We start from the raw sequence: 22,021 nt of genomic DNA, 5'->3' as shown, positions 1-22,021 counted from the left end.
TTGCGCGACAGGTGTCAGTCCTGCAGGTGCGACGTCCGGCGACGGTTGCGCACCGCGCGGAACGTCAGGAGTCCGCCGCCGAGCAGCACGAGCACGCCCGCGGCGATGAGCCCCGGCGTCAGGTCGGCGCCCGTGTAGGCGAGGGCGCCGTTCGTCGGGCCGGAGCCCGTCGCGGCGACCGGCGCGGTCGTCGGGACGGGGCTCGCCGAGGGCGTCGGCGTGGCGGTCGGCGTCGGGCTCGGGGTCGCGGCGGCTGCGACGACGAGGTCGTCGACGGACACCACGTCGGTGTCGTCGAGACCGGACATGAACCCGACCGTCGCGTCGCTCCCGGAGACCGACACGGTGTAGTCGGTCGACGGGGCGAGGCCGTCGAGCGTGTACCGGCCGTCGGCGCCGGTGGTGGCCGTCACGGGTCCGCCCGAGTCCGCCTCGTCCGGCGTGGCCGTCACGGTGCGTCCGGCGACCGGTGCGTCGTTCGTGTCCAGGACACGGCCGTTCGCGTTCGTGGTGACCGCCTCGGTCGCTGCCGGGGTCGTGAAGGCGAAGTCACGGGTCTGGTCCGCGCCGCCGCCGACCAGCGTCACCGCGGTGCTCGTCGCCGTGCCCGTCGCGTCCGGTGTCGGCAGTGCCGAACGGACCGTGTAGGTGCCACCCACCGTCGTGAACGAGTACGAGCCGTCAGTGCCGGTGACCGCCGTCGCGACGACCGTGCCGGCCGCGTCGAGCAGCTCCACGGCCACCCCGCCCTGCGGTGTCCCGTCGAGGCGGACGACGCCGCCGACGCTCGCGACGGCGGCGGTCTCGATCGGGTCGGCCCGCGTGGGTGCCGCGGGAGCCGCCTCACCCGTCGTGACCGTGACCGGGTCCGCCCCGTCGACGGCGACGGTGACCGGTGTGTTCGGGGTCAGGCCTGACGCCGTGTAGTAGCCCTCGTCGTTCGTGACCGTCTGGATCGGCGCGGTCGCGTTCGGGTCGGTGATGACCACGGGGACGTCCGCCGCAGGGTTGCCCGCGTCGTCGACGACCTGTCCGATCACCGCGGTGGTCCCCGTGGGCGACGTGAACGTGAAGTCGCGGACCTGGTCCGCACCTCCCGGGACGCCGTTCAACGAGACACCCGTCGCCGTGGCGGCACCCGTCGCCCCGGGCGGAGCGGTGATCGCCACCTCGTAGTCGTTGATGACGGGGAGCTCGGGGAACGCGTACTTCCCCTCGGCGTCCGTCGTCGTCGTGTACACGGTCCCGCGCGGCGCCGTCACGGTGACGGTCGCGCCGGGGATCGGCGTGCCGTCGAGCGTGGCCGTGCCGGTGATCGCGGCGGTGCGGTCGGCGAACCACGTCTGGTAGACGGGGAACCCGCTCCGGCGCTCGTACGTGATGGTCAGGCTCGTCAGCGGGGTCGTCGGCGTGAACCAGGCGGTCGCGCCGGCGGTGTCCACCGAGCCCGTGTTGCCCGTGAGCGTCAGCGTGGCGGGGTCCCAGATCGGGACGTCCCGCCCGGTCGACCCGTCCGGATCCGCCGGGCACGACCAGCCACCCGGCGAGGTCGCCGAGCACGAGTTGTAGACGCTCTGGAACCCGAGGTCGGCGGCGGTCGCGGCGGCGCCGGACTGTGTGACCGCCGAGATCGTCGCACGGTCGGCGTCGACGTCGCCGAGCACGAAGGACCAGCTGCTCGCGCCCGGTGTCGGCTCCGCGAACGTGTACGTGGTGACCGACGGCTGGCCGGCCGCATCGGCGAGCGGTCGCTGGTTGAGGTAGGTGTTGCCGCGACTCGACCCGTACGCCGTGCCCGAACCGGTGTTCGGGCCCTGCCAGGTCGAGTTGCCGCTGATCACCGTCGACTGCCGCGAGTTGGACGTGAAGGTGGTCTCCGGGAAGCCAGGCATGCTGACGGTGCCGGTGTAGGCCTTGCTCTGGCCGGCGAGGGTGAACGTCCCCCAGTGTCCGACCGGTTCAGCGGAGGCGGACGACGCGCCGACGAGCGCGAGTCCCCCTCCGAGTGCGAGGGCGGTCAGTGCCGCCGTGACGGTGCGCAAGCGCCGCATCGTGCTCCCCTGCTCGTGCTGACCTGGTCCCTGAGCCAGACGCCGGATTCTCGACGCTTGCTCAGGCTATCCACGGGGCGCGAAGTCCGTCCAGAACGAGACGCGTTCGTGATGGTCGATCACTCCGCGGTCAGCCGGTCCAGCGCCGCGACCTGTCCCGCGACGACCATCGAGCGCGCCTCGTCGATCGGGACCCACCGCGCGTCGTCGACCTCCGGCACCTCGACGAACCGTCCGGAGCCCCGCGGCAGCTCGATCCGCGCCGTGTTCGACCGCACCCGATCGACCGAGAAGCCCGGGGCGTCGACCGCGAACACCCGCACGCGCTTGCCGGACGCCTGCCGCACCTCGCCGAGGTCGGTCACCGGTCCGTCCGGTGCGGCGACCCCGATCTCCTCGGCGAACTCACGCCGTGCGGTGTCGAGCGGGTCCTCGTCCCCCTCGACGATCCCCTTCGGGATCGACCACGCGCGCGGGCGGTTCCGCCAGAACGGCCCGCCCATGTGCGCGATCCAGACCTGCACGCCGGCGTCGTCGGCCCGGTACAGCAGGAGTCCAGCGCTCAACACCACAGCGCGAGGCTACACAGCGGGCAACGGCGACACAGCGGGCAACGGGAGTAGTTTGCAGCGCAAGGAGCGCCATGGCGACGCCCCCGGAGGACCCCGGACGAGGAGGTCGATCGGGATGGACGAACGGTGGACGACGGTCACACTGGCCGCCGACGCGGCGAAGCCGCACGAGGAAGCCCTGCGCTGGGTCACGTCCCGGGTCGGCACGGGCATCGAGCGCATCCGGGTCATCGGCGTGGACCCGGCGATCGAAGGGCGCACCGGACCGGACGGCAAGCGCGTGGCCGACGCCCTGGCGGACGCTGCCCGCACCGCGATGCCCGACGTCCGGGTCGAGGTGCGTCGGCACGCCGGGCCCTTCGCCGCGGCACTCGTCGAGGAGTCGGACGGTGGCGACCTGCTCGTCGTCGGGACCTTCCGTGGCCGGCGCGGTTCGACGGCTGGTGGGGACCCGGCGCGGGTCGCCGAACGTGCAGCGGTGCCGACGGTCGTCGTGCCGGAGGGGCCGCACCCGATCGACGGCGACGTCGTCCTCGCGGTCGAGGAGCCGATCGACGAACGCGCCCTCGCGATCGCCGTCGACGAGGCGCACCGACTCCACCGTCGCGTGACGCTCCTGCGTGCCTGGGAGATGCCGGTGCTGACCCGCACGGGCCTCACGGACTTCGCCGAGGACCCGTTGCGGTGGCGCACCCGGAACGCCGAGCTGCTGCAGCGGGTCACGACGGCCCTGACCGCTCGGTACCCCGGCGTCCGGTTCCACCCGCTGCTCGTCGAGGGGCACCCGGGCCGTGCGATCGCGGCGCACACCCGCCGTGCCTCGCTCGTCGTGCTCGGCCTCGGGCACGTGACGGCGCTCTCGGGGTCGGTGCTGCACGACGTCCTGCGGGAGACAGCATCGCCGGTGTGCGTGGTCCCACGGGCGGCGCACGGCGCACACGACGTCGGCGGCGCGGAGGTCCCCGCCGCGACCGGTCAGCCGGCGAGGTCGCGCGCAGCGGATGCCACGCGCTTCGTGAGGTAGGCGACGCCTCGCGTGTTCGGGTGCAGGGCGCCCGGCTCGAGGTCGATCCGCCGCAGGTCGCCGGTGCCGTCGAGCGAGACGCCCGACACGTAGGGCTTCTTCGTCGCGCACGCCGAGTGCGCCTGGGTGGACGAGAACACGTCCACGAACCGGACCCCGGCCGCCCGTGCCGCCGACGCCGAGACGTCGTTCAGCGCCTCCTGCACGCCGTGCAGGTACCGCACGTCGGTGTTCGTGAACGGGTACGAGTTCGTCGGGAAGGACCCCGCGAGCGTCCCGAGGTCGAGGGCGGACCGGAAGCAGCCGCCCTTCGGCGTGTGGTCGGCGTCCGGGAAGATCGCCGGGTACCCGAGGAAGACGATCGTCGCGTTCGGCGCGGCCTCCTTGACCGTGGCGAGGGTGTCGGCGATGCCGAGGGCGACGCGGGACTCGATCTTCGTGCCGAGCAGGTCCTCGCCGTCGGTCACGAGCGTGCTCCGGCAGGACGGTGCGTCGCGACCGGAGAACACCGGGCCCTTCGCCGAGAGCGCGAGGCAGGACGCCGCCGTGCCGAAGAGGTCGGCGTCGTTCCCACCGATCGTCAGCGTCACCAGGCGGGTGCGCTCGGACAGCGACCGGATCTGCGGGGGCACACCCTTGAACTGGAAGCCGCTCGTGACGTCGTCGCTCGTGGCGCCACCGCACGTGACGTCGGTGAGGGCGAGCCCGAAGCGCGCGGCGATGCGGTGCGGGTAGTCCTGGGCGGACTGCCCGCACGCACTCGTCGGCAGGTGCGTCGGGTCGGACAGCCCGTACCCGGCGGAGTACGAGTCGCCGAGCGCGACGTACTCGCTGCCCGGCGGGATGTCCGCGAGCGTCTCCGCCGGCACACCGGTCACCGGGTAGGGCTGCGGGACCGGCCACGTCGGCGCAGCCGACGACGCACCACCACCCGCGACCGATCCGGCGAGCACGACGAAGACCGCCACCACGGCGAGCAGCGTCGAGCGGACGGAGCGGAGCAGGTTCGGCCTCCAGGGACGGGTCGGACGGACCAGGCTAACCGGTCGACCCGGCTGCCGCGGTCAGCGACCGACCGGGCGCCGCGGTCAGCGACGGCCCAGGCGCCGCTCTCCCCCGCTGCCGGTGCGGTACTCGAGCCCGTAGTGCTGGTAGACCTCCGGTTCGAGCGACGCGTCGAGCTCGCCGTCGGTCGCGATCGTCGGCGCGGCCTTGATGGTCTTCTTCGGGTACGCGACACGCAGGTGCTTCGGCGCGACGAGGGCTCCGGTCAGGGGCACGAACAGGAGCTTCTGGAAGCCGACCATCCCCGTGGTCACCGCGCCGAAGGCAGGCTCGGACGTCGCGGTGTCGTAGTAGATGCTCTCGAGCGTCCCGACCTTGTCGTCCGCCTCGTCGACGACCGGCAGGCCGATCCAGTCCCGGATGTTCGCGGCTTCGAACACGTGCGCCTCCTCGCGAGCACCCGGCGCGTCCGGGTCGCTCCCCGTCGACGCTACCGGGCCTCGGACGGGTCGGTCACGCCGAGCGAGTCCACCGCGGCGAGCACGTCGTCGGGTCCGATGGCGAGCAGCGCGGGGTCCGGGTCCTCGGCGAAGACGTCGCCGCGCCGCACCGAGGCATCGGTGAGGACGACGTGCGGACCGGAGGCGGGCGGCCCCCACGCCTCCGGCGGCGCCGGACCGAAGACGACCACCGACGGGACGCCGTAGGCGGACGCGAGGTGCGCGGCACCGGTGTCGACCGTCACGACGAGCCGTGCGGCCGCGATCACGCCCGCGAAGTCCTGTAGCGCGAGCACGCCGGCCAGGACCGCCCCCGGCGCCAGCCCGGCCGCCTGCGCGACGGCGGCGGCGCGCTCGACGTCGTCCGCGCCTCCCGTCAGCACCACGTCGAGGCCGCGCTCGCGCAGTCCGCGCACCACGGCGGCGAAGCGGTCCGTCGGCCAGTGCCGCGCACCGTGGAACGCGCCGACGTGCACGACCGCGGCACCCTCGGCGACCGGCGGCGCGTCGGGACGGGCGATCGCGACGTCGTCGGGGTCGGCCTCGATCCCGTGCCACCGGAGCAGGTCGGCCCAGCGGTCGCGCTCGTGCACCGCGTCGGGCCACTCCGGTCCGTCGAAGCCGTTCGTGGGGTCGGCGTGGCCGATCACCCGACGGGCACCGAGCGCGGCGACGAGGTCGGACGACTCCGGCCCGGCGCCGTGCAGGTTCACGGCCACGTCGACCGCGCCCGCGGGTGCGCCGATCGGGTGGTCCAGACCATGCTGGGCGAGGTGCACGTCGACCTCGGGTACGAGCTCCACGACGGGCGCCAGCCAGGCCGTCGTCGCGAGCGAGATCCGGTGGTCCGGGAAGGCGCGGCGCAGCGCGTGCAGTGCGGGCACGGCGACGAGCAGGTCGCCGAGCTTGATGGCGCGGAGGACGAGCAGCTCGGGGCGCCCGTCGGACGGGGGCAGGGTGTCGACGGCGGTCACCGCGCCGACGGTAGACGGATGCCGCCGCCCGCCCGTCCGGGAACGCGTTCCGCGGCTGTTCCTGAACACGTCACCGGCCCGCGGTCGGTACGTCAGGAGCATGGCCCTCGCTCCGGACCGCACCGTGCGCGGTCTCCTCTTCGACCGGGACGACACGCTCGTCATCGACGTCCCGTACAACGCCGACCCGCACCGGGTGGTGCCCGTCCCCGGCGCGCGTCGAGCAGTGGCACGTGCCCGCGCAGCCGGTCTGGCGCTCGGGGTCGTCACGAACCAGTCGGTGATCGCGAAGGGGATGGCGACGCGCGAGCAGGTCGACGCGACGAACGCCCGGGTGGACGAACTCGTCGGACCCTTCGACGTGTGGTGCGTCTGCCCGCACGACGCCGACGACGACTGCGTGTGCCGGAAGCCGCGGCCCGGGATGGTCCTCGACGCGGCCGGACGACTCGGTCTCGACCCGTCCGATCTCGTGGTCGTCGGCGACATCGGCGCGGACGTCGGCGCCGCTCTGGCCGCGGGCGCCCAGGCCGTCCTGGTCCCGACGCCGCGCACCCGGCCGGAGGAGGTCTACGCCGCGCCGACGGTCGCGGCGACGATCGAGGACGCCGTGGCGCTCGTCCTCGACCACGTGCGGGCGGTGCGCTCGTGAGGACCGGACCCCGGGTCCTCGTCGTCCGGCTCGACTCGTTCGGCGACGTCCTCGTCGCCGGGCCCGCCGTCCGGGCCGTGGCCGCCGGCGCGTCCCACGTGACGATGCTGTGCGGGCCGCAGGGTGCGCCCGCCGCGGACCTGCTGCCCGGCGTGGACCGGGTCCGGGTCTGGGCGGCGCCGTGGGTCACCGAGACCGCCCGCCCGATCGACGACGCACTGCTCGCCGACTTCCGCGCCCTGGTCGCCGAGGAGGCGCCGGACGAGGCCGTGGTCCTCACCTCGTTCCACCAGTCGCCGCTGCCGGTCGCGCTGCTGCTCCGCCTCGCGGGCGTCCGTCGTGTCTCCGGCGCGAGCGTCGACCACCCCGGTTCACTGCTCGACGTGCGGCTCCGACCCGGCGAGGACCTCCCCGAGGACGTCCCGGAACCCGAGCGCGCCCTCCGCATCGCCGAGGCCGCCGGGTTCCGACTGCCGTCGGGTGCGTCCAGGAGGCTCGGCGTGCGTCTCGACGTCGCCCCGCCTGCCGAGGTGGCCGGGCTGGACCGGTACGTGGTCGTGCACCCCGGCGCGAGCGTCCCGGCCCGCGCTTGGCCGGAGGACCGTCACCGGGCCCTCGTCGCCGCGTACGCGGCGCAGGGCACCGCCGTCGTCGTCACGGGCTCGCCGGGCGAACGTGCCCTGACGGCGCGGGTCGCCGGCGACACCGCGATCGACCTCGGCGGACGCACCACGCCGGCCGAGCTCGCGGCGGTCCTGGCCGGTGCCGAGGTCGTCGTCGTGGGCAACACGGGGCCGGCGCACCTCGCCGCAGCGGTGGGCGTGCCGATCGTCAGCCTGTTCTCGCCGGTGGTCCCTGCCGTCAAGTGGGCGCCGGACGCACCGCTCGTCGAACTGCTCGGCGACCAGGGGGCTCCGTGCCGCCTCAGCCGAGCGCGCGAGTGCCCGGTGCCGGGCCACCCGTGTCTGTCCTCCGTGCGCATCGAGGACGTCCTCGAAGCGCATCGGCGGCTGCTCGACCGCGCTTCCCGGATGGTCCGGAGAAGTCTGCGGAGCACGCCAGAAGGAGCTGCGTAGCTTCCGGACTGCTCCTCCTCCTCCTGTTCTTCTCCTCCCGACCGGAAGGCCCTGCATGCGGATCCTCGTGTGGCACGTGCACGGCGGCTGGATGGACGCCTTCGTCCGCGGCCCGCACGACTACCTCATCCCGACGAACGTCGAGCGCGACGCGTGGGGCCTCGGCCGTGGCGGCCGCGACTGGCCCGACTCGGCGATCGAGATCGCCCCGGCAGACGTCGCGGCCGCCGAGGTCGACGTCGTCGTCCTGCAGCGGACCGAGGAACTCGAACACGCACGACGCCTGCTCGGCGGTCGCGAGGTGCCCGTGGTCTTCGTCGAGCACAACGCACCGCGGACCGACGTGCCGAACAGCCTGCACCCGTTCCGGGACCGCGACGACCTCACCATCGCGCACGTCACGCACTGGAATGCGCTCATGTGGGACTGCGGGACGACCCGTACGACCGTCATCGAGCACGGCGTCGTCGACCCCGGACCGCTCTACACCGGTGCGCTCGACCGCTTCGGCGTCGTGATCAACGAGCCCGTCCGACGGAACCGTGTCGTCGGGACGGACCTGCTCCCCCGCTTCGCCTCGGTGGCGCCGGTCGACGTGTGGGGCATCGGCACCGAACGGCTGCCGGAACTCGGGTTCGGTGACGGTGTGGTCGCGCTCGGCGACGTCCCGTCCGACCCGATGCACGCCGCGCTCGCGGAGCGCCGCGCCTACGTGCACCCCAACCGGTGGACGTCCCTCGGACTGTCCCTCATCGAGGCGATGCACCTGGCGATGCCCGTCCTGGTCCTGGCGACGACGGACGCGGCCCGCACGGTCCCGGCCGAGGCGGGCGCGATCGCGACCGACGTCGAGGAGCTGGTCCGCGCCTCCAGGACCCTGCTCGAGGACCCCGACGAAGCACGTCGCCGCGGGGCCGTGGCTCGCGAAGCCGCCCTGGCGCGACACGCGCTCGGACGGTACCTGGCCGACTGGGACGACCTGCTCGACGACGTGGTCACGCGCGGGGGGCGCACGAACCGAGCGGCCCGAGCCGCTCTCGAAGGGAGCCTGCGATGAAGATCGCCATGGTGTCCGAGCACGCAAGTCCGCTCGCGGTCCTCGGCGGGGTCGATGCGGGTGGACAGAACGTCCACGTCGCGGAGCTGTCCGGTGCGCTGGCCGACCGCGGCCACCAGGTCACCGTCTACACCCGGCGCGACGACGCGGGGCAGCCCGTGCGGGTCCCGCTCCGGCCCGGGGTCGAGGTCGTGCACGTCGATGCCGGTCCGGCACGGCACGTCCCCAAGGACGACCTGTTCCCTTACATGAGCACGTTCGCGTCCGTCCTCGCCGCCGAGTGGTTCGTCGACCGGCCGGACGTCGTGCACGGGCACTTCTGGATGTCCGGACACGCCGCGCTCGAGGCCGTCGCCCAGGTGCAGGCCCGCACCGGGGGCATCCGGATCCCCGTCGCGCAGACCTTCCACGCGCTCGGTGTCGTGAAGCGTCGGCACCAGGGTTCGGCGGACACCAGTCCGGCCGAGCGCGAGTGGATCGAACCCGCCGTCGGCCGGAGCGTCGACCAGGTCGTCGCGACCTGCTCCGACGAGGCCTTCGAGCTCAAGACCCTCGGTGTGCCGCTCCAGCGCATCTCGGTCGTCCCGTGCGGCGTCGACACGACGGTGTTCCGACCGGACGGAGCCGTTGAGGAGCGGCAGCGTCCGTTCCGGGTGCTGTCAGCGTCCCGCCTCGTCCGACGCAAGGGCGTCGGCACGACCATCGCCGCGCTCGCGGAACTCGTGCACGCCGGACGCGACGTCGAACTCGTCGTGGTCGGCGGCGCCGGTGTCGCCGGCGCCGATCTGCCGGACGACCCGGAGTACCAGCGGCTCGATGCGTTGGCGCGGGAGCTCGGCGTCCGGGACCACGTGACGTTCCGGGGCCAGCTCGGCCAGCACGACATGCCCGCCGTCTACCGCAGTGCCGACGTCGTCGTGTGCGCCCCGTGGTACGAGCCGTTCGGCATCGTGCCGCTCGAGGCGATGGCGTGCGGCCGACCCGTCGTGGCCTCGAGCGTCGGCGGACTCATCGACACCGTGGTGGAGGACGCCACGGGGTTGCACGTGCCACCGCGCGACGAGCACGCGGTCGCCCAGGCGGTCGGTGCGCTGCTCGACGATCCGGACCGGCGCGAGGCCTACGGGCGTGCCGGCCGGGAACGCGCAGACGCCCGGTACACGTGGCAGAAGGTCGCCGCGGACAGCGAACGCGTCTACGAGCGACTCCTCGCCGGCACGACCGGCGTCACCGCGGCCACCGCCCCCGCACGCCCCCGCACCACCGCACGCACGCGCAGCACCGACGCCGGCCGGGTCGCCCGCGCCGCGCAGCCGACGGAGAGGACCGCACGATGACCATCGACCAGCAGACCGGGCTCGACGAGCACACCGCGACGGACAGCGCACGGGTGGTCCTCGACCACGTCGCCGCCTCCGTCCCCGTCATCGCGTCGCTCGTCGACCACAAGGACCGCATCGCCGACTGGGCGGACGACATCGCTGCGCGGCTCGTCGCCGGACGACGGCTCCTCGCCGCGGGGAACGGTGGCTCGGCCGCCGAGGCGCAGCACCTGACGTCGGAGCTGACCGGGCGGTTCGACGGGGACCGGCCCGCCTACTCCGCGATCTCGCTCCACGCCGAGTCGTCGGCCGTGACTGCCATCGGCAACGACTACGGCTACGACGAGGTGTTCGCCCGGCAGGTGTCGGCGCACGCCCGCGCCGGGGACGTGGTCGTGCTGCTCTCGACCAGCGGGAAGAGCCCGAACCTGCTCCGTGCGGCAGCCGCGGCACGGGCGGTCGGCGCGAAGGCCATCGCGATGACCGGCCCGCGTCCGAACCCCCTCGCCGAGGCGGTCGACGACGCGATCTGCATCGACGGGCCGTCCGCGAACGTGCAGGAGGCACAGCTCGTGCTCGTGCACGCGCTCTGCCGCGCCATGGAGCCCGCCCTCCGCCGGGGCGGACGGCGATGAGCGCGGACGCCCGCCGGCTGCGGCCGGGCACCGGCGCCTCCGAGAGCACCACCCGACTCCGGATCGCCGTCGTCGGGGACACCCTGCTCGACGTCGACGTCTCCGGTACCAGCGAGCGCCTCAGCCCGGACGCCCCGGTGCCGGTGGTCGACGTCCGTACGGACGACCGACGAGCCGGGGGTGCTGGCCTCGTCGCGACGATGCTCGCCCGGGACGGACACGACGTCACCCTGGTCACCGTGTTGAGCGACGACGGCCGAGCCGACGAGATCCGGTCCCTGCTGCCCGACGTCACCGTGGTGGCCGGGCCGTCCGGCGCGCCCACCCCGGTGAAGACCCGCGTGCGCGTCGTCGACCACGCCCTCGTCCGCATCGACGAGGGGTGCGCCACCCCACCCGTGCCGGAGGTCACACCGGACATGGTGGCCGCGCTGGAAACCGTCGACGCCGTGGTCGTCGCCGACTACGGCCGCGGTGTCGCCGCCGCGCCGGTCCTGCGCGGCGCGATCGCCCGGACCGCAGACCGCGTCCCCGTGGTGTGGGACCCGCACCCCAAGGGTGCCGAGCCCGTCGCCGGGATCGCGGTGGCGACGCCGAACCAGGCCGAGGCGCGGGGCTTCACCGACATCGGCGGTCACGGCGTGCCCTTCGCGACCGAAGCCGCAGAAGCGTTGGTCACGCGCTGGGGTGTCGACGCCGTGGCGGTGACGCTCGGCGACCGGGGCGCCCTCGTCGCGGACGGTCGTTCCGGCAACCGCTTCGTGCCCGCTCCGTCCGTCACCGCCGGCGACCCCTGCGGTGCCGGAGACCGACTCGCTGCGAGCGTCGCCGTGGCGCTCGCGTCCGGTTCCGACGTCACCGACGCCGTCTCCGCCGGGGTCGCCGCCGCGTCCGAGTACCTCGCTGCCGGAGGAGTGACCGCACTCCTCGCGGACGAGGGCCCCGCACCCGTGCGCGTTCCCGGAGCCGACCGCGACGCGATGCGCGTCGTGCACGACGTCCGGAGTGCCGGGGGGACGGTGGTCGCGACCGGTGGCTGCTTCGACCTGCTGCACGCCGGGCACGCCCGCACCCTCTCCGCCGCCCGCGCGCTCGGCGACTGCCTGGTCGTCTGCTTGAACTCGGACGACTCGGTCCGGGCGCTCAAGGGTCCCGACCGACCGATCATGACCCAGGACGACCGCGTCGAACTCCTGCTCGCGCTGGACTGCGTCGACGCCGTCGTCGTGTTCGACGAGCAGACGCCCGACGAGGCCCTGCGCCGCTTCCGACCCGACGTGTGGGCGAAGGGCGGCGACTACACCGCGAGCGAGCTGCCCGAGACGGCCACCCTCGGCGAGTGGGGCGGCCGCGTCGTCACGGTCCCGTTCCACCCCGGCCGCTCGACGACCCGCCTCGCCGCCGCGCTCGAGCACGTCGGCTGAGCACCCCCAGACCCCCTACGGAAGGAAGTCCATGCCCGTCCCCACCACCCCCATCGGCCGTGTCCTCGTCACCGGCGGTGCCTCCGGACTCGGAGCCGCCGTCGTCCAGGCGGTCGCCGAGGCCGGCGGCACCCCGATCGTCCTCGACCTGCGGGTCGACGCCGTGCCCGAGGGCACCGACGCGGTCGCGGTCGACGTGACGGACACCGAGGCAACGGAGCGCGCCGTCCGCGACGCTGCGGAACGGCACGGCGGTCTCGACGCCGTCGTCACCGCGGCCGGGATCGACAAGCCGGCGCCCATCGGCGGGATCTCGTCCGGGGACTGGGAGCGCATCGTCGCCGTCAACCTGCTCGGGACCGCCGCAGTGGTCCGTGCCGCACTGCCGGCGCTCGAGGCGACGCACGGCCGTGTCGTGACGATCTCGTCCTCGCTCGCCCTCCGCGGCGTGGGCGACGGCACCGCCTACTCGGCGTCGAAGTTCGGCGTCCGCGGGTTCTCGCAGGCGCTCGCCGCCGAGACGGGCGGCAGCGTCGGCGTGACGAACATCATCCCCGCCGGTATGCGCACGAACTTCTTCGCGGATCGCACCGAGCAGTACAAGCCCGGTCCGGACGCGCAGCTCATCGAGCCCGAGTACGTGGCGAACGCGATCCTGTTCGCGCTGTCGCAGCCGGCCGGCTGCGAGATCCGCGAGATGTCGATCATGCCGGCGACGGAGCCGAGCTGGCCGTAGACCACGCTGTGTGACGGACGGGAGGCGCGGTGCCGGTCGGCACCGTCCCTCCCGTCCCCGCCGTCACCCCGCTGGAGGTCGCGTCAGCGACGCGCCGTCGCGAGCAGGTCCGCGACGTCCGCGAGCACCGCTGCCGGCTCGACCTCGTCCACGTACGACGGGTCGTGCTCGCAGCGTTCGGCCGTCCAACCCACCTGCGTCACGTCGATGCCGCAGACCGGACACCGCGTCACGTACGACAGGTGCACGCGGTGCCGTCCACGGTCGACGGGCCCCGCGTTGACGACGTTGCCGAACCAGAACACCCCCACGGTCGGCGTCCCGACCGCCAGGGCGAGGTGCCGCGGACCGGAGTCGTTCCCGACCAGCACGTCCGCGGCCGCGAGCACGGCCGGCAGGTCGCTGAGCGGGAGCTCCCCCGTGCGGTCGTGCAGCCGGTCGGCGAGCTCGTCGGGCAGCGCCGCGCGGATCGCGCCGGCTGCGGGGACGTCCGTCGCGTCGCCGACCAGGACGACGTCGTCGCCGGCGCGGAGCCGTGCCAGGGCGACGGCGGCGAAGCGCTCCGGGCTCCATCGTCGGCGCGGGTCGGTGGCGCCCGGGTGGATCGCGACGAGCCGGTCGGTCACCCCGAGTCGCTCGCGCACCGCGAGGCGTTCCTCGTCGCTGACGCGGACCCGTGGGTCGAGCGTGACCGGTGCGGCACCGGCGAGCGAGACGACCTCGAGCCCGCGCAGGACCTCGTGCTGGTAGTAGACGTAGCGGACCCACCGCTCCAGGACCTCGGCGTCCTCGGTTGCGGTCCCGACGGTGTGCAAGGCACCGAGCCGCAGGAGGAACGGGTTCGAGTTCCGGCCGCCGCCGTGCAGTTGGACAGCGAGGTCGAACCGGCCGTGTGTCCTCGCGTCGAAGTCCGCGAGGCTCGGCGCCCCTTCGCCGGACTCCCGCACGCCCGGGACGAGGGGGAGTTCCTCGAAGGCGTGCACCGCGTCGGTGCGCCCGTCGAGGACACTGCGGGCGAGTGGTACGCCGAGCAGGGTGACCCGAGCCTCCGGGTACGCCGCGGCGAGGGCCTCGATCGCCGGGACGGCGAACATCAGGTCCCCCAACCCGCCGCCGCGGAGCACCGCGATCTCCCGGACGCCGTCGAACCGTTCTCCACCGTTGCCGATCAGTTGCACCACTCTCGTCTACCGGGCCGACGCCGCGGAGGTGTCCAGCGGCAGACCGGATGGACGAGAAGCGCGATCCCGGGAACGTGTCCAGCCACGGTCGAGCAGCGTTCGACTCCCGCTTCTCCCCCGGAAGGACCCCATGACGCTCGAAGCCCCGCTCACGACGGAGACCGATCGAGACGACGCGCTGGTGGTGACCGACCCGACCGACGGGACGGTCGCGTCCACCGTGGTGCGATCGTCCCCGGACGACGTCCGGAACGCGGTCGCCCGCGCACGCGCCGCTGCCCCGGCATGGGCACGCACCGCGCCTGCCGAGCGCGGTGCGCTGCTGCACGCGGCGGCCGCGCACGTCCGCGCGCACGCCCAGGAGCTGGCTGACCTGAACACCCGGGAGACCGGCAAGGTCCCCGGCGACGCGCTCGGCGGGGTCGAGGCCGGGGTCGGGACGCTCGTGCAGTACGCCGAGCTCGGACCCGTGCACCGCGGCGAGGCCCTGCGCGGCGCGTTCGGCGCTGCCGACTGGTCGGTGCCGCACCCCCGCGGCGTGGTGCTCGCGCTGACCCCGTGGAACGACCCGGTCGCCGTGGCGTGCGGGATCCTCGGCGCCGCGATCGTCACCGGCAACACGGTCGTGCACAAGGGCAGCGAGCGCTCCCCCGCGACGATCGCCCGCCTGAACGCCCTGCTCGCCGAGGTCCTGCCGGACGGCGTCCTCGTCGGGGTGGACGGCGACGGCGCGACGGGTGAGCTGCTCCTCGCACAGGACGGCATCGACGTGTACGCGCACGTGGGCTCGACCGCGACCGGTGACCGGCTCTCCGAGGCTGCGGTGCGGACCCGTGCCCACGTCGTCCGGGAGAACGGCGGGAACGACGCGGTCGTCGTGGACGCCGACGTCGACCCGGTGTGGGCCGCGGCCCAGGTCGCCCTCGGCGCCTTCGCGAACACCGGCCAGATCTGCACGAGCGTCGAGCGGGTGTACGTGCACCGCGCGGTCGCCGAGCCGTTCGTGACCGCGCTCGTCGCCGAGGCCGAGCGGCGCACGTCGGCCCCGGCCGCGGAGTACGGGCCGCTCGTCGACGACCGGCTCCGGCGCACCGTGCAGTCGCACGTCGACGACGCGCTGCAGCGTGGGGCGTCGGCGCGCACCGGCGGTGCCACACCGGACGGCCCGGGCGCCTTCTACCCCGCGACCGTGCTCACCGGTGTCACCGACGACATGCTCGTCATGACCGAGGAGACCTTCGGGCCGATCGCCCCCGTGCGCGTCGTCGAGGACTTCGACGAGGGCCTGCGGCTCGCGGCGGCCGACCGCTACGGCCTCGCGGCGACGGTGCTCACGAACGACACCGGACACGCCCTGCGTGCGGCCGCGGAACTCCCCGTCGGCACGGTGAAGGTCAACGCGGTCTTCGGCGGTGCCCCGGGCGGCAGCGCGCAGCCCCGGGGCGCCTCCGGCGCCGGGTTCGGGTACGGCCCGCACCTGCTCGACGAGCTCACCACCACGACGGTCGTGCACCTCGAGGCGGCCCGGCCGGCCGGCGGTGCCCGGTGAGCGTCGACGTCCGGCTCGTCCGGGACCTCGTCGCCACGGTCGACGACCGCGAGCCGCTCGTCGTCGTCATCGGCGACTGCATCCTCGACCGCTGGACCGTCGGCGAGGCCGAACGGGTCTCGCGCGAGGCCCCGGCCCCGGTGGTCCGCGTGACGGAGACCGTGGCGGTCCCTGGTGGCGCGGCGAACACCGCGGTCAACGCCCGCGCACTCGGCGCCCGCGTCCGGATGGTCGGGCTGCTCGGCGACGACGAGGCCGGTGCCGTGCTCCGCGAACGCCTCGACGCCGCCGGGGTGGACACGTCCTGCATGGTCGTCGTCCCCGGCACCCGCACCACGACGAAGTCGCGGGTCGTCGGCGGCGACCGGGTCGTCGTCCGGGTCGACGAGATCGCCGCGGCGCCCACCGCCGAGCACGGCGTCCGGCTGGCCGAGGCCGTCGCCCGTGCGCTGCGGTGCGCCGACGCCGCGGTCGTCTGCGACTACGGCCTCGGGGTGGACCCGGCCGACGTCGTCCCCGTGCTGGACGCCGACCGTCCCACCGCGGTCGTCGTGGACGCGCACGACCTCACCCGCTGGGCGGCGCTCCGGCCCGACCTCGTGACGCCCAACGCCGGCGAGGCGGCCGCCCTGCTCGGTGCGCCGCTCGGGACCGGCCCGGACCGGGCGTCCGCGGTCGTGGACGCCCGGCACGAGGTGCTCCGACGGACCGGCGCACGTGCGGCGGTCGTGACGCTGGACCGCGACGGCACGGTCCTGGTCGAGCCGGGTTCCGACGGTGGATTCCGCACGCGGGCGGTCCCCGCCTCGGAGCAGCAGGCCTCCGGTGCCGGCGACACCTTCTGCGCCGCTGCCACGGTGGCGCTCGCCGTGCACGCCCCGCTCCGCGACGCCGTGTCGGTCGCCCAGGCGGCAGCCGACGTGGTCGTCCGCGAGGCCGGGACGTCGGTGTGCTCGGCCGCGGCGCTGCTGGAGTCGGTGACCGCGCCGGCCGCGACCGTCGTCGACCACGACGAGCTCGCCGCCGCGGTGGACGCCGCGCGGGAGGCCGGACGACGCATCGTGTTCACGAACGGCTGCTTCGACGTGGTCCACCGCGGGCACACGACGTACCTCCGGCAGGCTCGGGACCTGGGCGACCTGCTCGTCGTCGCCCTGAACGACGACGACTCCGTCCGGCGTCTGAAGGGTCCGGAGCGGCCGATCAACCCGGCCGAGGACCGGGCGGGTGTCCTCGCCGCCCTCGCGTGCGTCGACCTGGTGACGGTCTTCGCCACCGACACCCCGATCCCGCTCATCGAACGGCTGCACCCCGAGGTCTACGTGAAGGGTGGCGACTACTCCCCCGAGATGCTGCGCGAGACCGCGGTGGTGCAGGGCTACGGCGGCGAGGTCGTCATGGTCGACTACGTGCCCGAGCACTCCACGACCGCCGTCGTCCGACGGATCCGCGAGGCGGCCGCAGCGACCGAGGCCGCGCGGACGGACCCCGAGGCGACACCGTGACCCGTCAGGGGGAAGTCATACCGCGGTAGGGGGTGGTCGAGACCCGCGCGGGATGGCAGCCGGTCGCACGCTCCGTAGCGTCGAACCCGTCGACGAGGTCCGTCGGCGGAGGGAGCCACCGTGTTCGACCAGATCACCCCGCTCGTCGTCGAGCTGGCGGCCAGCCCGCTCGTCTTCGTCGTCCTCTTCGCGCTCTGCCTGGTGGACGGCTTCTTCCCACCCGTGCCGAGCGAGGCCGCCCTCGTCGCGGTCGCCGCCATCGCCGCGACCTCCGGCCAGCCGGTCCTCGCCGGGGTCCTCGCGGCCGCCGCACTCGGCGCGGTCGCCGGGGACTCCGTCGCCTACTGGATCGGCCGTCGGATCGGACTCGGCCGCCTCGCGCGGTCCCGGCGTCCGAGGATCGCCGCGGCGTTCGCGTTCGCCGAGCGCCAGATGCGACGGCGGTCCGCGAGCCTCATCCTCGTCGGTCGGTACATCCCCGTCGGACGCGTCGCGGTGAACATGACCGCCGGTGCGACCCGGCTCCCCTACCGCCGGTTCCTCGCGATCAGCTCGGTCGCCGGTCTGGCGTGGTCGGCCACCTCGATCGGGATCGCCCTCGCGGCGTCGAGCGTGTTGCACGAGCCGCTCGTCGCAGCACTGGTCTCGATGGTGGTCGCCGCCGGACTGGGGATCGCCGTCGACCGGGTCATCGGTAGAGTCACCCGGAAGCGGGAGGCCCGAGCAACCGCCCGGGCGGACGACCGCGCGGACGCCCGGGCAGCGGTCCTCGACGCCGCCCGCACCGCCCCGCACCTCGCCCACTCCGGAGGGACCGCACGACCGTGACCGCCCACGTCCCACCCGCGACGCCGCGCCGACGCCGGCCGTGGTCGACGCGCCGGGAGTGGGCGACCTGGCCCGTCGTCGCCGCCCGGATCGTGCTCGTCGTGGTCGCCGCGACGCTCTTCGCGGTGGCCGCACCCGTGACGGTCGCCGTGTACGACGTGCCCGTCCCGCTCGCGCTGCTCGTGACCGCGGTGCTCTCCGTCTCGCTCGGGCTCGCTCCGGTGCTGCCGCGGACGTCCTCGGTGGTGCACCTGGCGGGGGTGGCGGCCCTCGGGCTCCTCACCGCCGGGTCGCCGGCCGGTCCGTGGCCGCTCCCGGTCACCGCCATCATCGGCGTCGGCGCGCTCCTCGTCGTGCTCGGCGTCCGGACGGACTGGCGACTCACCGCCGCCGTCTGGACCGCGGCGACGGTGCTCACGCTCGGCCTGGTCGCGGTGGTCCCCGGTCGGTGGGACCCGGCCGACGTCTGGGCCGCGACCTTCGTCGTGTCCGCCGGCAGCGACCTGCTCCTCGCCGGGACGGCCGTGGCGATCGGGCAGCGCCGGGCCGTCCGGGTGGAGCTCGCCGAGGCCCGCCGCGACGCCGAACTCGAGCAGGCCCGCCGCCGGTCGGTCGAGGAGCGCTCCCGGATCGCCCGCGAACTCCACGACGTCGTGGCGCACAGCATGTCCGTCGTGCACATGCAGGCCGAGTCGGCGCCGTTCCGCGTGGCCGACCTCCCGCCGGCAGCACGTGCCGAGTTCGCGGCGATCGCCGAGACCTCGCGGACGGCGCTCCGCGAGATGCGGCAACTGCTCGGCACCCTGCGCGGCGACGGCTCGGCCGAACGGGCGCCGCAGCCCCGGCTCGCCGACCTCCCCGCGCTCGTGCAGGCCACGCGGGCCGCCGGGATCCCGGTCGAGCTCCACCTCGACGACGACGCACCCGACGACGGGGACGATCGGCTCGCACAGCTGAGCGCGTACCGGGTCGTGCAGGAGGCCCTCGGCAACGTCGCGCGGCACGCTCCCGGTGCGGACACGATCGTGACGGTCGCCCGGCGCGGCGCCCTGCTGGCGGTCGAGGTGGCGAACGCCGCGCCACCCGTCGGCACCGTCCTCGCCGTTCCGCCGGACGACGGCGGGTTCGGGCTCGCCGGCATGCGGGAGCGCGTGTCGGCACTCGGCGGGACGATCGAGCACGGGCCGCTCCCGGACGGCGGGTTCCGGGTCGCCGTGACCCTGCCCGCCCAGCCGAGCACGGCCCAGTCCGACCAGCCGAGCACGACCACCCTGCCTCCGCAGGCCGACCGAGGAACCCGATGACGCGTGTGATGGTGGTGGACGACCAGCAGATGTTCCGCATGGGACTGCGGGCGATCCTCCAGGCCCAGGACGACGTCGAGGTCGTGGGCGAGGCGTCGGACGGCGCCGAAGCGGTCGTCGAGGCGCTGCGGCTGCGACCCGACGTCGTGCTCATGGACGTCCGGATGCCCGAGCTCGACGGGATCGAGGCGACCCGACGGATCACGGCCGCTCCGGCCACGCAGCCCGTACGGGTCGTCATGCTCACGACGTTCGACATCGACGACTACGTGTTCGACGCCCTCCGTGCCGGGGCGAGCGGGTTCCTGCTCAAGGACGCCAGCGCCGACGAACTCGTCCAGGCGGTCCGCACGGTCGCGGCGGGCGACTCGTTGCTGGCGCCGCGGGTGACCCGCCACCTCGTCGAGGCGTTCGTCGCGGGCCCGCTCCCGGCCGCACCCCGGACCGAGGTGCTCGAGGTGCTGACCGAACGGGAGCGCGACGTGTTCCTCCTGCTGGCACGGGGCCGGTCGAACGGGGAGATCGCGGCAGAGCTCTACATCGCCGAGCAGACGGTGAAGACGCACGTCGGCCGGATCCTGGCGAAGCTGCAGCTGCGGGACCGGGTGCACGCGGTGGTGCTGGCGTACGAGACCGGCCTGGTGACGCCGGCCCCCTGAGGGACCGGTGTCACCAGGCCGTCTCGACCGAGCCGAGGAGGCTAGCGGACCCGGACCTGCTTCGAGGCCTGCTTGCCGGACTGCACGCCGGTGAAGGTGATCGTCGACTTGCCCGACGTCGCCTTCCACGCCACCGTCGCCGTGCCGTCGATGACGTCCACCGTGCCGAGGTCGGTCGAACCGACCGCGACCCGCACCTGGCGGTCACCGGCGAACCGCGACCCGGTGAGCGTCACGCGCTGGTTCGGACGTGGTGCACCGACGGACAGGTCGATCCGGGCGCCACGCGACAGTGCCGCGAGGTCGTCGTGCAGCCGGAGCCCGTCGCGGATGGTGAAGAACGTGTCCGTCTGGTCCGACAGCCCGACGACGTTCGCGGCACCCGGGCCGTACGCCGCGATGCGGACCTGCGTGCCGGTGTGCTGCTGCGAGCTGCCCGCGGCCGAGGTGCCGTACGAGACCTTCATCGTGGTGCCGTCGGCGGTGCGGAGCGCCGTGGAGAGCGAGGTCGGCGGCGTGCTGTCGACGATCTGGCTCGAGTGGGCGTGGTCGGCCGTGGCGATGACGAGCGTGTTGCCGTCCTTCTTCGCGAAGGCGAGCGCGGACTGCACGGCCTCGTCGAAGTCGATCGTCTCGCCGATCTGGCCGCAGGCGTCGGCGGCGTGGTCCTGCTTGTCGATGCTCGCGCCCTCGACCTGCAGGAAGAAGCCCTTGCCGGTCTTCCCACGGTCACGGTTCAGCAGGTCGATCGACTTGTTCGTGAGCGACTGCAGCGACAGCCCGGTCGGCAGGCGTGCCGGGTTCGGCGTGCACTGCACCGGTGCCTGGTCCGCCCCGCCGACGGTCGCCGTGGTGGGTGCGTACCGGGTCGGGAAGTTGCCCGGGGTGAAGAGCCCGAGGAGCGGCTTCGACTGGTCCGCACGACGGACGGCGGCGAGACCGTCGGCGTCGGAGACCACCTGGTAGCCGCGCTGCTCAGCCTGGGCGAAGAGCGTCGAGCCCTGCCACTGCCCGGCCTTCGCGGTCTGCTGGAAGCTCGCCGAACCGCCGCCGAGGGTGAGGTCCGGGCGCGTGTTCAGCAGCTGCTCGCTGATCGACCCGAGCCCACCGTTCTGCAGCGCGTCCGTGCCGCACGATGCCGTGTCCGGGCCGTAGCAGGACCGGGCGCCGACGTGGGCGACCTGGACCGCCGGGGTGGCGTCCTGGATCTCGGCGGTGGAGACGTCGCCGGTGCGGAGGCCGTTCGCCTTCGCGAGCTCGAGGAGCGTCTGCTGCTGCTTCCCGTCGATGTCGACCGAGATCGCGCCGTCGTACGTCTTCGTCCCCGTCGCCCAGGCGCTGCCGGAGGCCGCCGAGTCGGTCACGTAGTCGGGCTTGCCCTTGTCCGCACCGTCCTTGTACAGGGAGTACGTCGTGTACGAGCCGGTGAGCGGCAGCGCGTCGAGGCCCGGGAGTCGACCGGCCGCGCCGTACTGGTAGTTCCGCGCGATGGTGATCTCGGAGTCGCCCATCCCGTCGCCGATGAGCAGGATGACGTTCTTCGCGCCGGCCCGCTTGATCTCCTGCTGGATCGAACGGGTCTGGTCGCCCTGATGGCGCTGTGCGCCGCCGTGCTGGTTCAGCGCGAGCTGCCCGACGGCCTCGGCCGCGCCCGGCAGGGCGACGGCGCCGGCGATGAGCGCGGCGCCGAGTGCGAGCGCCGCGCGGCGGCGGCGCTGCGGAGTGTGCTGCATTGGGTGTTCCCCTCGTCTGTGCCCCGAACGGGTGCCATCCGAGGATGGCTGTGCGTGGGTACAGGCGGGTGAACGGGCCCGGTCTGGTCGATGAACAGACGCGGTGACAGCGAGACGGGAGGGGGGGGGGGGGGCGGGGCCCCCCCCCCCCCGCCGGGGGGGGGGGGGGGGGGGGGTGGGGGGGGGGGGGGGGGGGGCGGCCCCCCCCCCCCCCGGGGCGCCCGCCGGGGCGGC

The 22,021-nt window shown here is 74.3% G+C and carries 20 protein-coding genes; 13 read left to right on the top strand and 7 right to left on the bottom strand.

The genetic code is table 11. The annotated features are described in order from the left end of the window. Window positions 1-14: 14 nt before the first annotated feature. Window positions 15-2,042: a carboxypeptidase regulatory-like domain-containing protein gene (locus J2X60_RS16730; RefSeq protein ID WP_309889090.1), complete on the bottom strand. Its 2,028-nt coding sequence runs from the start codon at window positions 2,040-2,042 to the stop codon at window positions 15-17. A 128-nt stretch (window positions 2,043-2,170) separates the two neighbouring features. Beyond that, the gene (locus J2X60_RS16725) at window positions 2,171-2,623 is read right to left on the bottom strand and encodes an NUDIX domain-containing protein (protein WP_092387156.1); all 453 of its coding nucleotides are present in this window, start codon (window positions 2,621-2,623) and stop codon (window positions 2,171-2,173) included. 115 nt (window positions 2,624-2,738) lie between these two features. On the opposite strand from J2X60_RS16725, the gene J2X60_RS16720 reads away from it, so the two are divergent. After that, entirely contained in the window at window positions 2,739-3,647 is a 909-nt protein-coding gene (locus tag J2X60_RS16720) for a universal stress protein (RefSeq protein WP_309889089.1), read from the top strand. Here J2X60_RS16720 and J2X60_RS16715 read toward each other — a convergent pair. The 3 genes from J2X60_RS16715 to J2X60_RS16705 form a co-directional block, all read right to left on the bottom strand. Further along, window positions 3,599-4,618 carry an SGNH/GDSL hydrolase family protein gene (locus tag J2X60_RS16715; RefSeq protein WP_309889088.1) on the bottom strand — a complete coding sequence of 340 codons (1,020 nt, stop codon included), beginning with the start codon at window positions 4,616-4,618 and terminating at the stop codon, window positions 3,599-3,601. The genes J2X60_RS16720 and J2X60_RS16715 overlap by 49 nt on opposite strands. 117 nt (window positions 4,619-4,735) lie before the next feature. Beyond that, the gene (locus tag J2X60_RS16710) at window positions 4,736-5,092 is read right to left on the bottom strand and encodes a PRC-barrel domain-containing protein (RefSeq protein ID WP_070418952.1); all 357 of its coding nucleotides are present in this window, start codon (window positions 5,090-5,092) and stop codon (window positions 4,736-4,738) included. A gap of 50 nt (window positions 5,093-5,142) precedes the next feature. Next, window positions 5,143-6,126, bottom strand: a complete 984-nt coding sequence (locus J2X60_RS16705) for a glycosyltransferase family 9 protein (RefSeq protein ID WP_309779553.1) — start codon at window positions 6,124-6,126, stop codon at window positions 5,143-5,145. 100 nt (window positions 6,127-6,226) lie between these two features. On the opposite strand from J2X60_RS16705, the gene J2X60_RS16700 reads away from it, so the two are divergent. The 7 genes from J2X60_RS16700 to J2X60_RS16670 are packed head-to-tail and all read left to right on the top strand — an operon-like array spanning window position 6,227 to window position 13,028. After that, window positions 6,227-6,778, top strand: a complete 552-nt coding sequence (locus tag J2X60_RS16700; protein WP_309889086.1) for an HAD-IIIA family hydrolase — start codon at window positions 6,227-6,229, stop codon at window positions 6,776-6,778. Then, entirely contained in the window at window positions 6,775-7,854 is a 1,080-nt protein-coding gene (locus tag J2X60_RS16695) for a glycosyltransferase family 9 protein (RefSeq protein WP_309779552.1), read from the top strand. The genes J2X60_RS16700 and J2X60_RS16695 overlap by 4 nt, the downstream gene beginning before the upstream one ends. A gap of 55 nt (window positions 7,855-7,909) precedes the next feature. Beyond that, complete coding sequence (locus tag J2X60_RS16690) at window positions 7,910-8,911, top strand: glycosyltransferase (protein ID WP_309889085.1); 1,002 nt, start codon at window positions 7,910-7,912, stop codon at window positions 8,909-8,911. Continuing rightward, on the top strand, window positions 8,908-10,248 hold the full coding sequence (locus J2X60_RS16685) for a glycosyltransferase (protein ID WP_309889082.1): 1,341 nt from the start codon (window positions 8,908-8,910) through the stop codon (window positions 10,246-10,248). The genes J2X60_RS16690 and J2X60_RS16685 overlap by 4 nt, the downstream gene beginning before the upstream one ends. After that, complete coding sequence (locus J2X60_RS16680) at window positions 10,245-10,868, top strand: SIS domain-containing protein (protein ID WP_309779549.1); 624 nt, start codon at window positions 10,245-10,247, stop codon at window positions 10,866-10,868. Before J2X60_RS16685 ends, J2X60_RS16680 begins: the two co-directional genes overlap by 4 nt. Beyond that, complete coding sequence (locus J2X60_RS16675) at window positions 10,865-12,292, top strand: PfkB family carbohydrate kinase (RefSeq protein WP_309889080.1); 1,428 nt, start codon at window positions 10,865-10,867, stop codon at window positions 12,290-12,292. Before J2X60_RS16680 ends, J2X60_RS16675 begins: the two co-directional genes overlap by 4 nt. Before the next feature lie 31 nt (window positions 12,293-12,323). Further along, window positions 12,324-13,028, top strand: coding sequence for an SDR family oxidoreductase (locus tag J2X60_RS16670; RefSeq protein ID WP_309889076.1), 705 nt, complete (start codon window positions 12,324-12,326; stop codon window positions 13,026-13,028). An 83-nt stretch (window positions 13,029-13,111) separates the two neighbouring features. Here the strand turns inward: J2X60_RS16670 and J2X60_RS16665 are convergent, their stop codons facing one another. Beyond that, window positions 13,112-14,206 (bottom strand): glycosyltransferase family 9 protein, encoded by a 1,095-nt coding sequence (locus J2X60_RS16665; RefSeq protein ID WP_309889075.1) that lies wholly within the window; start codon window positions 14,204-14,206, stop codon window positions 13,112-13,114. 133 nt (window positions 14,207-14,339) lie between these two features. Between J2X60_RS16665 and J2X60_RS16660 the strand changes: the two genes are divergently transcribed. The 5 genes from J2X60_RS16660 (at window position 14,340) to J2X60_RS16640 (ending at window position 20,054) form a co-directional block, all read left to right on the top strand. Then, window positions 14,340-15,758: an aldehyde dehydrogenase family protein gene (locus tag J2X60_RS16660; RefSeq protein ID WP_309889073.1), complete on the top strand. Its 1,419-nt coding sequence runs from the start codon at window positions 14,340-14,342 to the stop codon at window positions 15,756-15,758. Next, window positions 15,755-17,263: a D-glycero-beta-D-manno-heptose 1-phosphate adenylyltransferase gene (gene rfaE2, locus J2X60_RS16655; protein ID WP_309889071.1), complete on the top strand. Its 1,509-nt coding sequence runs from the start codon at window positions 15,755-15,757 to the stop codon at window positions 17,261-17,263. Before J2X60_RS16660 ends, rfaE2 begins: the two co-directional genes overlap by 4 nt. 120 nt (window positions 17,264-17,383) lie before the next feature. Then, window positions 17,384-18,091 carry a VTT domain-containing protein gene (locus J2X60_RS16650; RefSeq protein ID WP_309889069.1) on the top strand — a complete coding sequence of 236 codons (708 nt, stop codon included), beginning with the start codon at window positions 17,384-17,386 and terminating at the stop codon, window positions 18,089-18,091. After that, window positions 18,088-19,395, top strand: a complete 1,308-nt coding sequence (locus J2X60_RS16645; protein ID WP_309889067.1) for a histidine kinase — start codon at window positions 18,088-18,090, stop codon at window positions 19,393-19,395. Before J2X60_RS16650 ends, J2X60_RS16645 begins: the two co-directional genes overlap by 4 nt. Further along, on the top strand, window positions 19,392-20,054 hold the full coding sequence (locus J2X60_RS16640) for a response regulator transcription factor (RefSeq protein ID WP_071294651.1): 663 nt from the start codon (window positions 19,392-19,394) through the stop codon (window positions 20,052-20,054). Before J2X60_RS16645 ends, J2X60_RS16640 begins: the two co-directional genes overlap by 4 nt. A 41-nt stretch (window positions 20,055-20,095) precedes the next feature. On the opposite strand, the gene phoA is transcribed toward J2X60_RS16640, so the two are convergent. Next, window positions 20,096-21,787 (bottom strand): alkaline phosphatase, encoded by a 1,692-nt coding sequence (phoA, locus tag J2X60_RS16635; protein ID WP_309889065.1) that lies wholly within the window; start codon window positions 21,785-21,787, stop codon window positions 20,096-20,098. Between the last annotated feature and the right edge of the window lie 234 nt (window positions 21,788-22,021).

The sequence above is a fragment of the Curtobacterium sp. 320 genome, assembly GCF_031455235.1.
Classification (GTDB): Bacteria; Actinomycetota; Actinomycetes; order Actinomycetales; family Microbacteriaceae; genus Curtobacterium.
Note: the sequence above shows the minus strand (reverse complement) of the source record. Positions and strands in the feature narration are given on the sequence as shown.

Excerpts from the sequence above, each read along its gene's own strand:
- J2X60_RS16720 (WP_309889089.1), top strand. The coding sequence starts at position 2,739 with ATGGACGAACGGTGGACGACGGTCACACTGGCCGCCGACGCGGCGAAG.
- J2X60_RS16700 (WP_309889086.1), top strand. The coding sequence starts at position 6,227 with ATGGCCCTCGCTCCGGACCGCACCGTGCGCGGTCTCCTCTTCGACCGG.
- J2X60_RS16690 (WP_309889085.1), top strand. The coding sequence starts at position 7,910 with ATGCGGATCCTCGTGTGGCACGTGCACGGCGGCTGGATGGACGCCTTC.
- J2X60_RS16685 (WP_309889082.1), top strand. The coding sequence starts at position 8,908 with ATGAAGATCGCCATGGTGTCCGAGCACGCAAGTCCGCTCGCGGTCCTC.
- J2X60_RS16680 (WP_309779549.1), top strand. The coding sequence starts at position 10,245 with ATGACCATCGACCAGCAGACCGGGCTCGACGAGCACACCGCGACGGAC.
- J2X60_RS16675 (WP_309889080.1), top strand. The coding sequence starts at position 10,865 with ATGAGCGCGGACGCCCGCCGGCTGCGGCCGGGCACCGGCGCCTCCGAG.
- J2X60_RS16670 (WP_309889076.1), top strand. The coding sequence starts at position 12,324 with ATGCCCGTCCCCACCACCCCCATCGGCCGTGTCCTCGTCACCGGCGGT.
- J2X60_RS16660 (WP_309889073.1), top strand. The coding sequence starts at position 14,340 with ATGACGCTCGAAGCCCCGCTCACGACGGAGACCGATCGAGACGACGCG.
- J2X60_RS16640 (WP_071294651.1), top strand. The coding sequence starts at position 19,392 with ATGACGCGTGTGATGGTGGTGGACGACCAGCAGATGTTCCGCATGGGA.
- phoA (WP_309889065.1), bottom strand. The coding sequence starts at position 21,787 with ATGCAGCACACTCCGCAGCGCCGCCGCCGCGCGGCGCTCGCACTCGGC.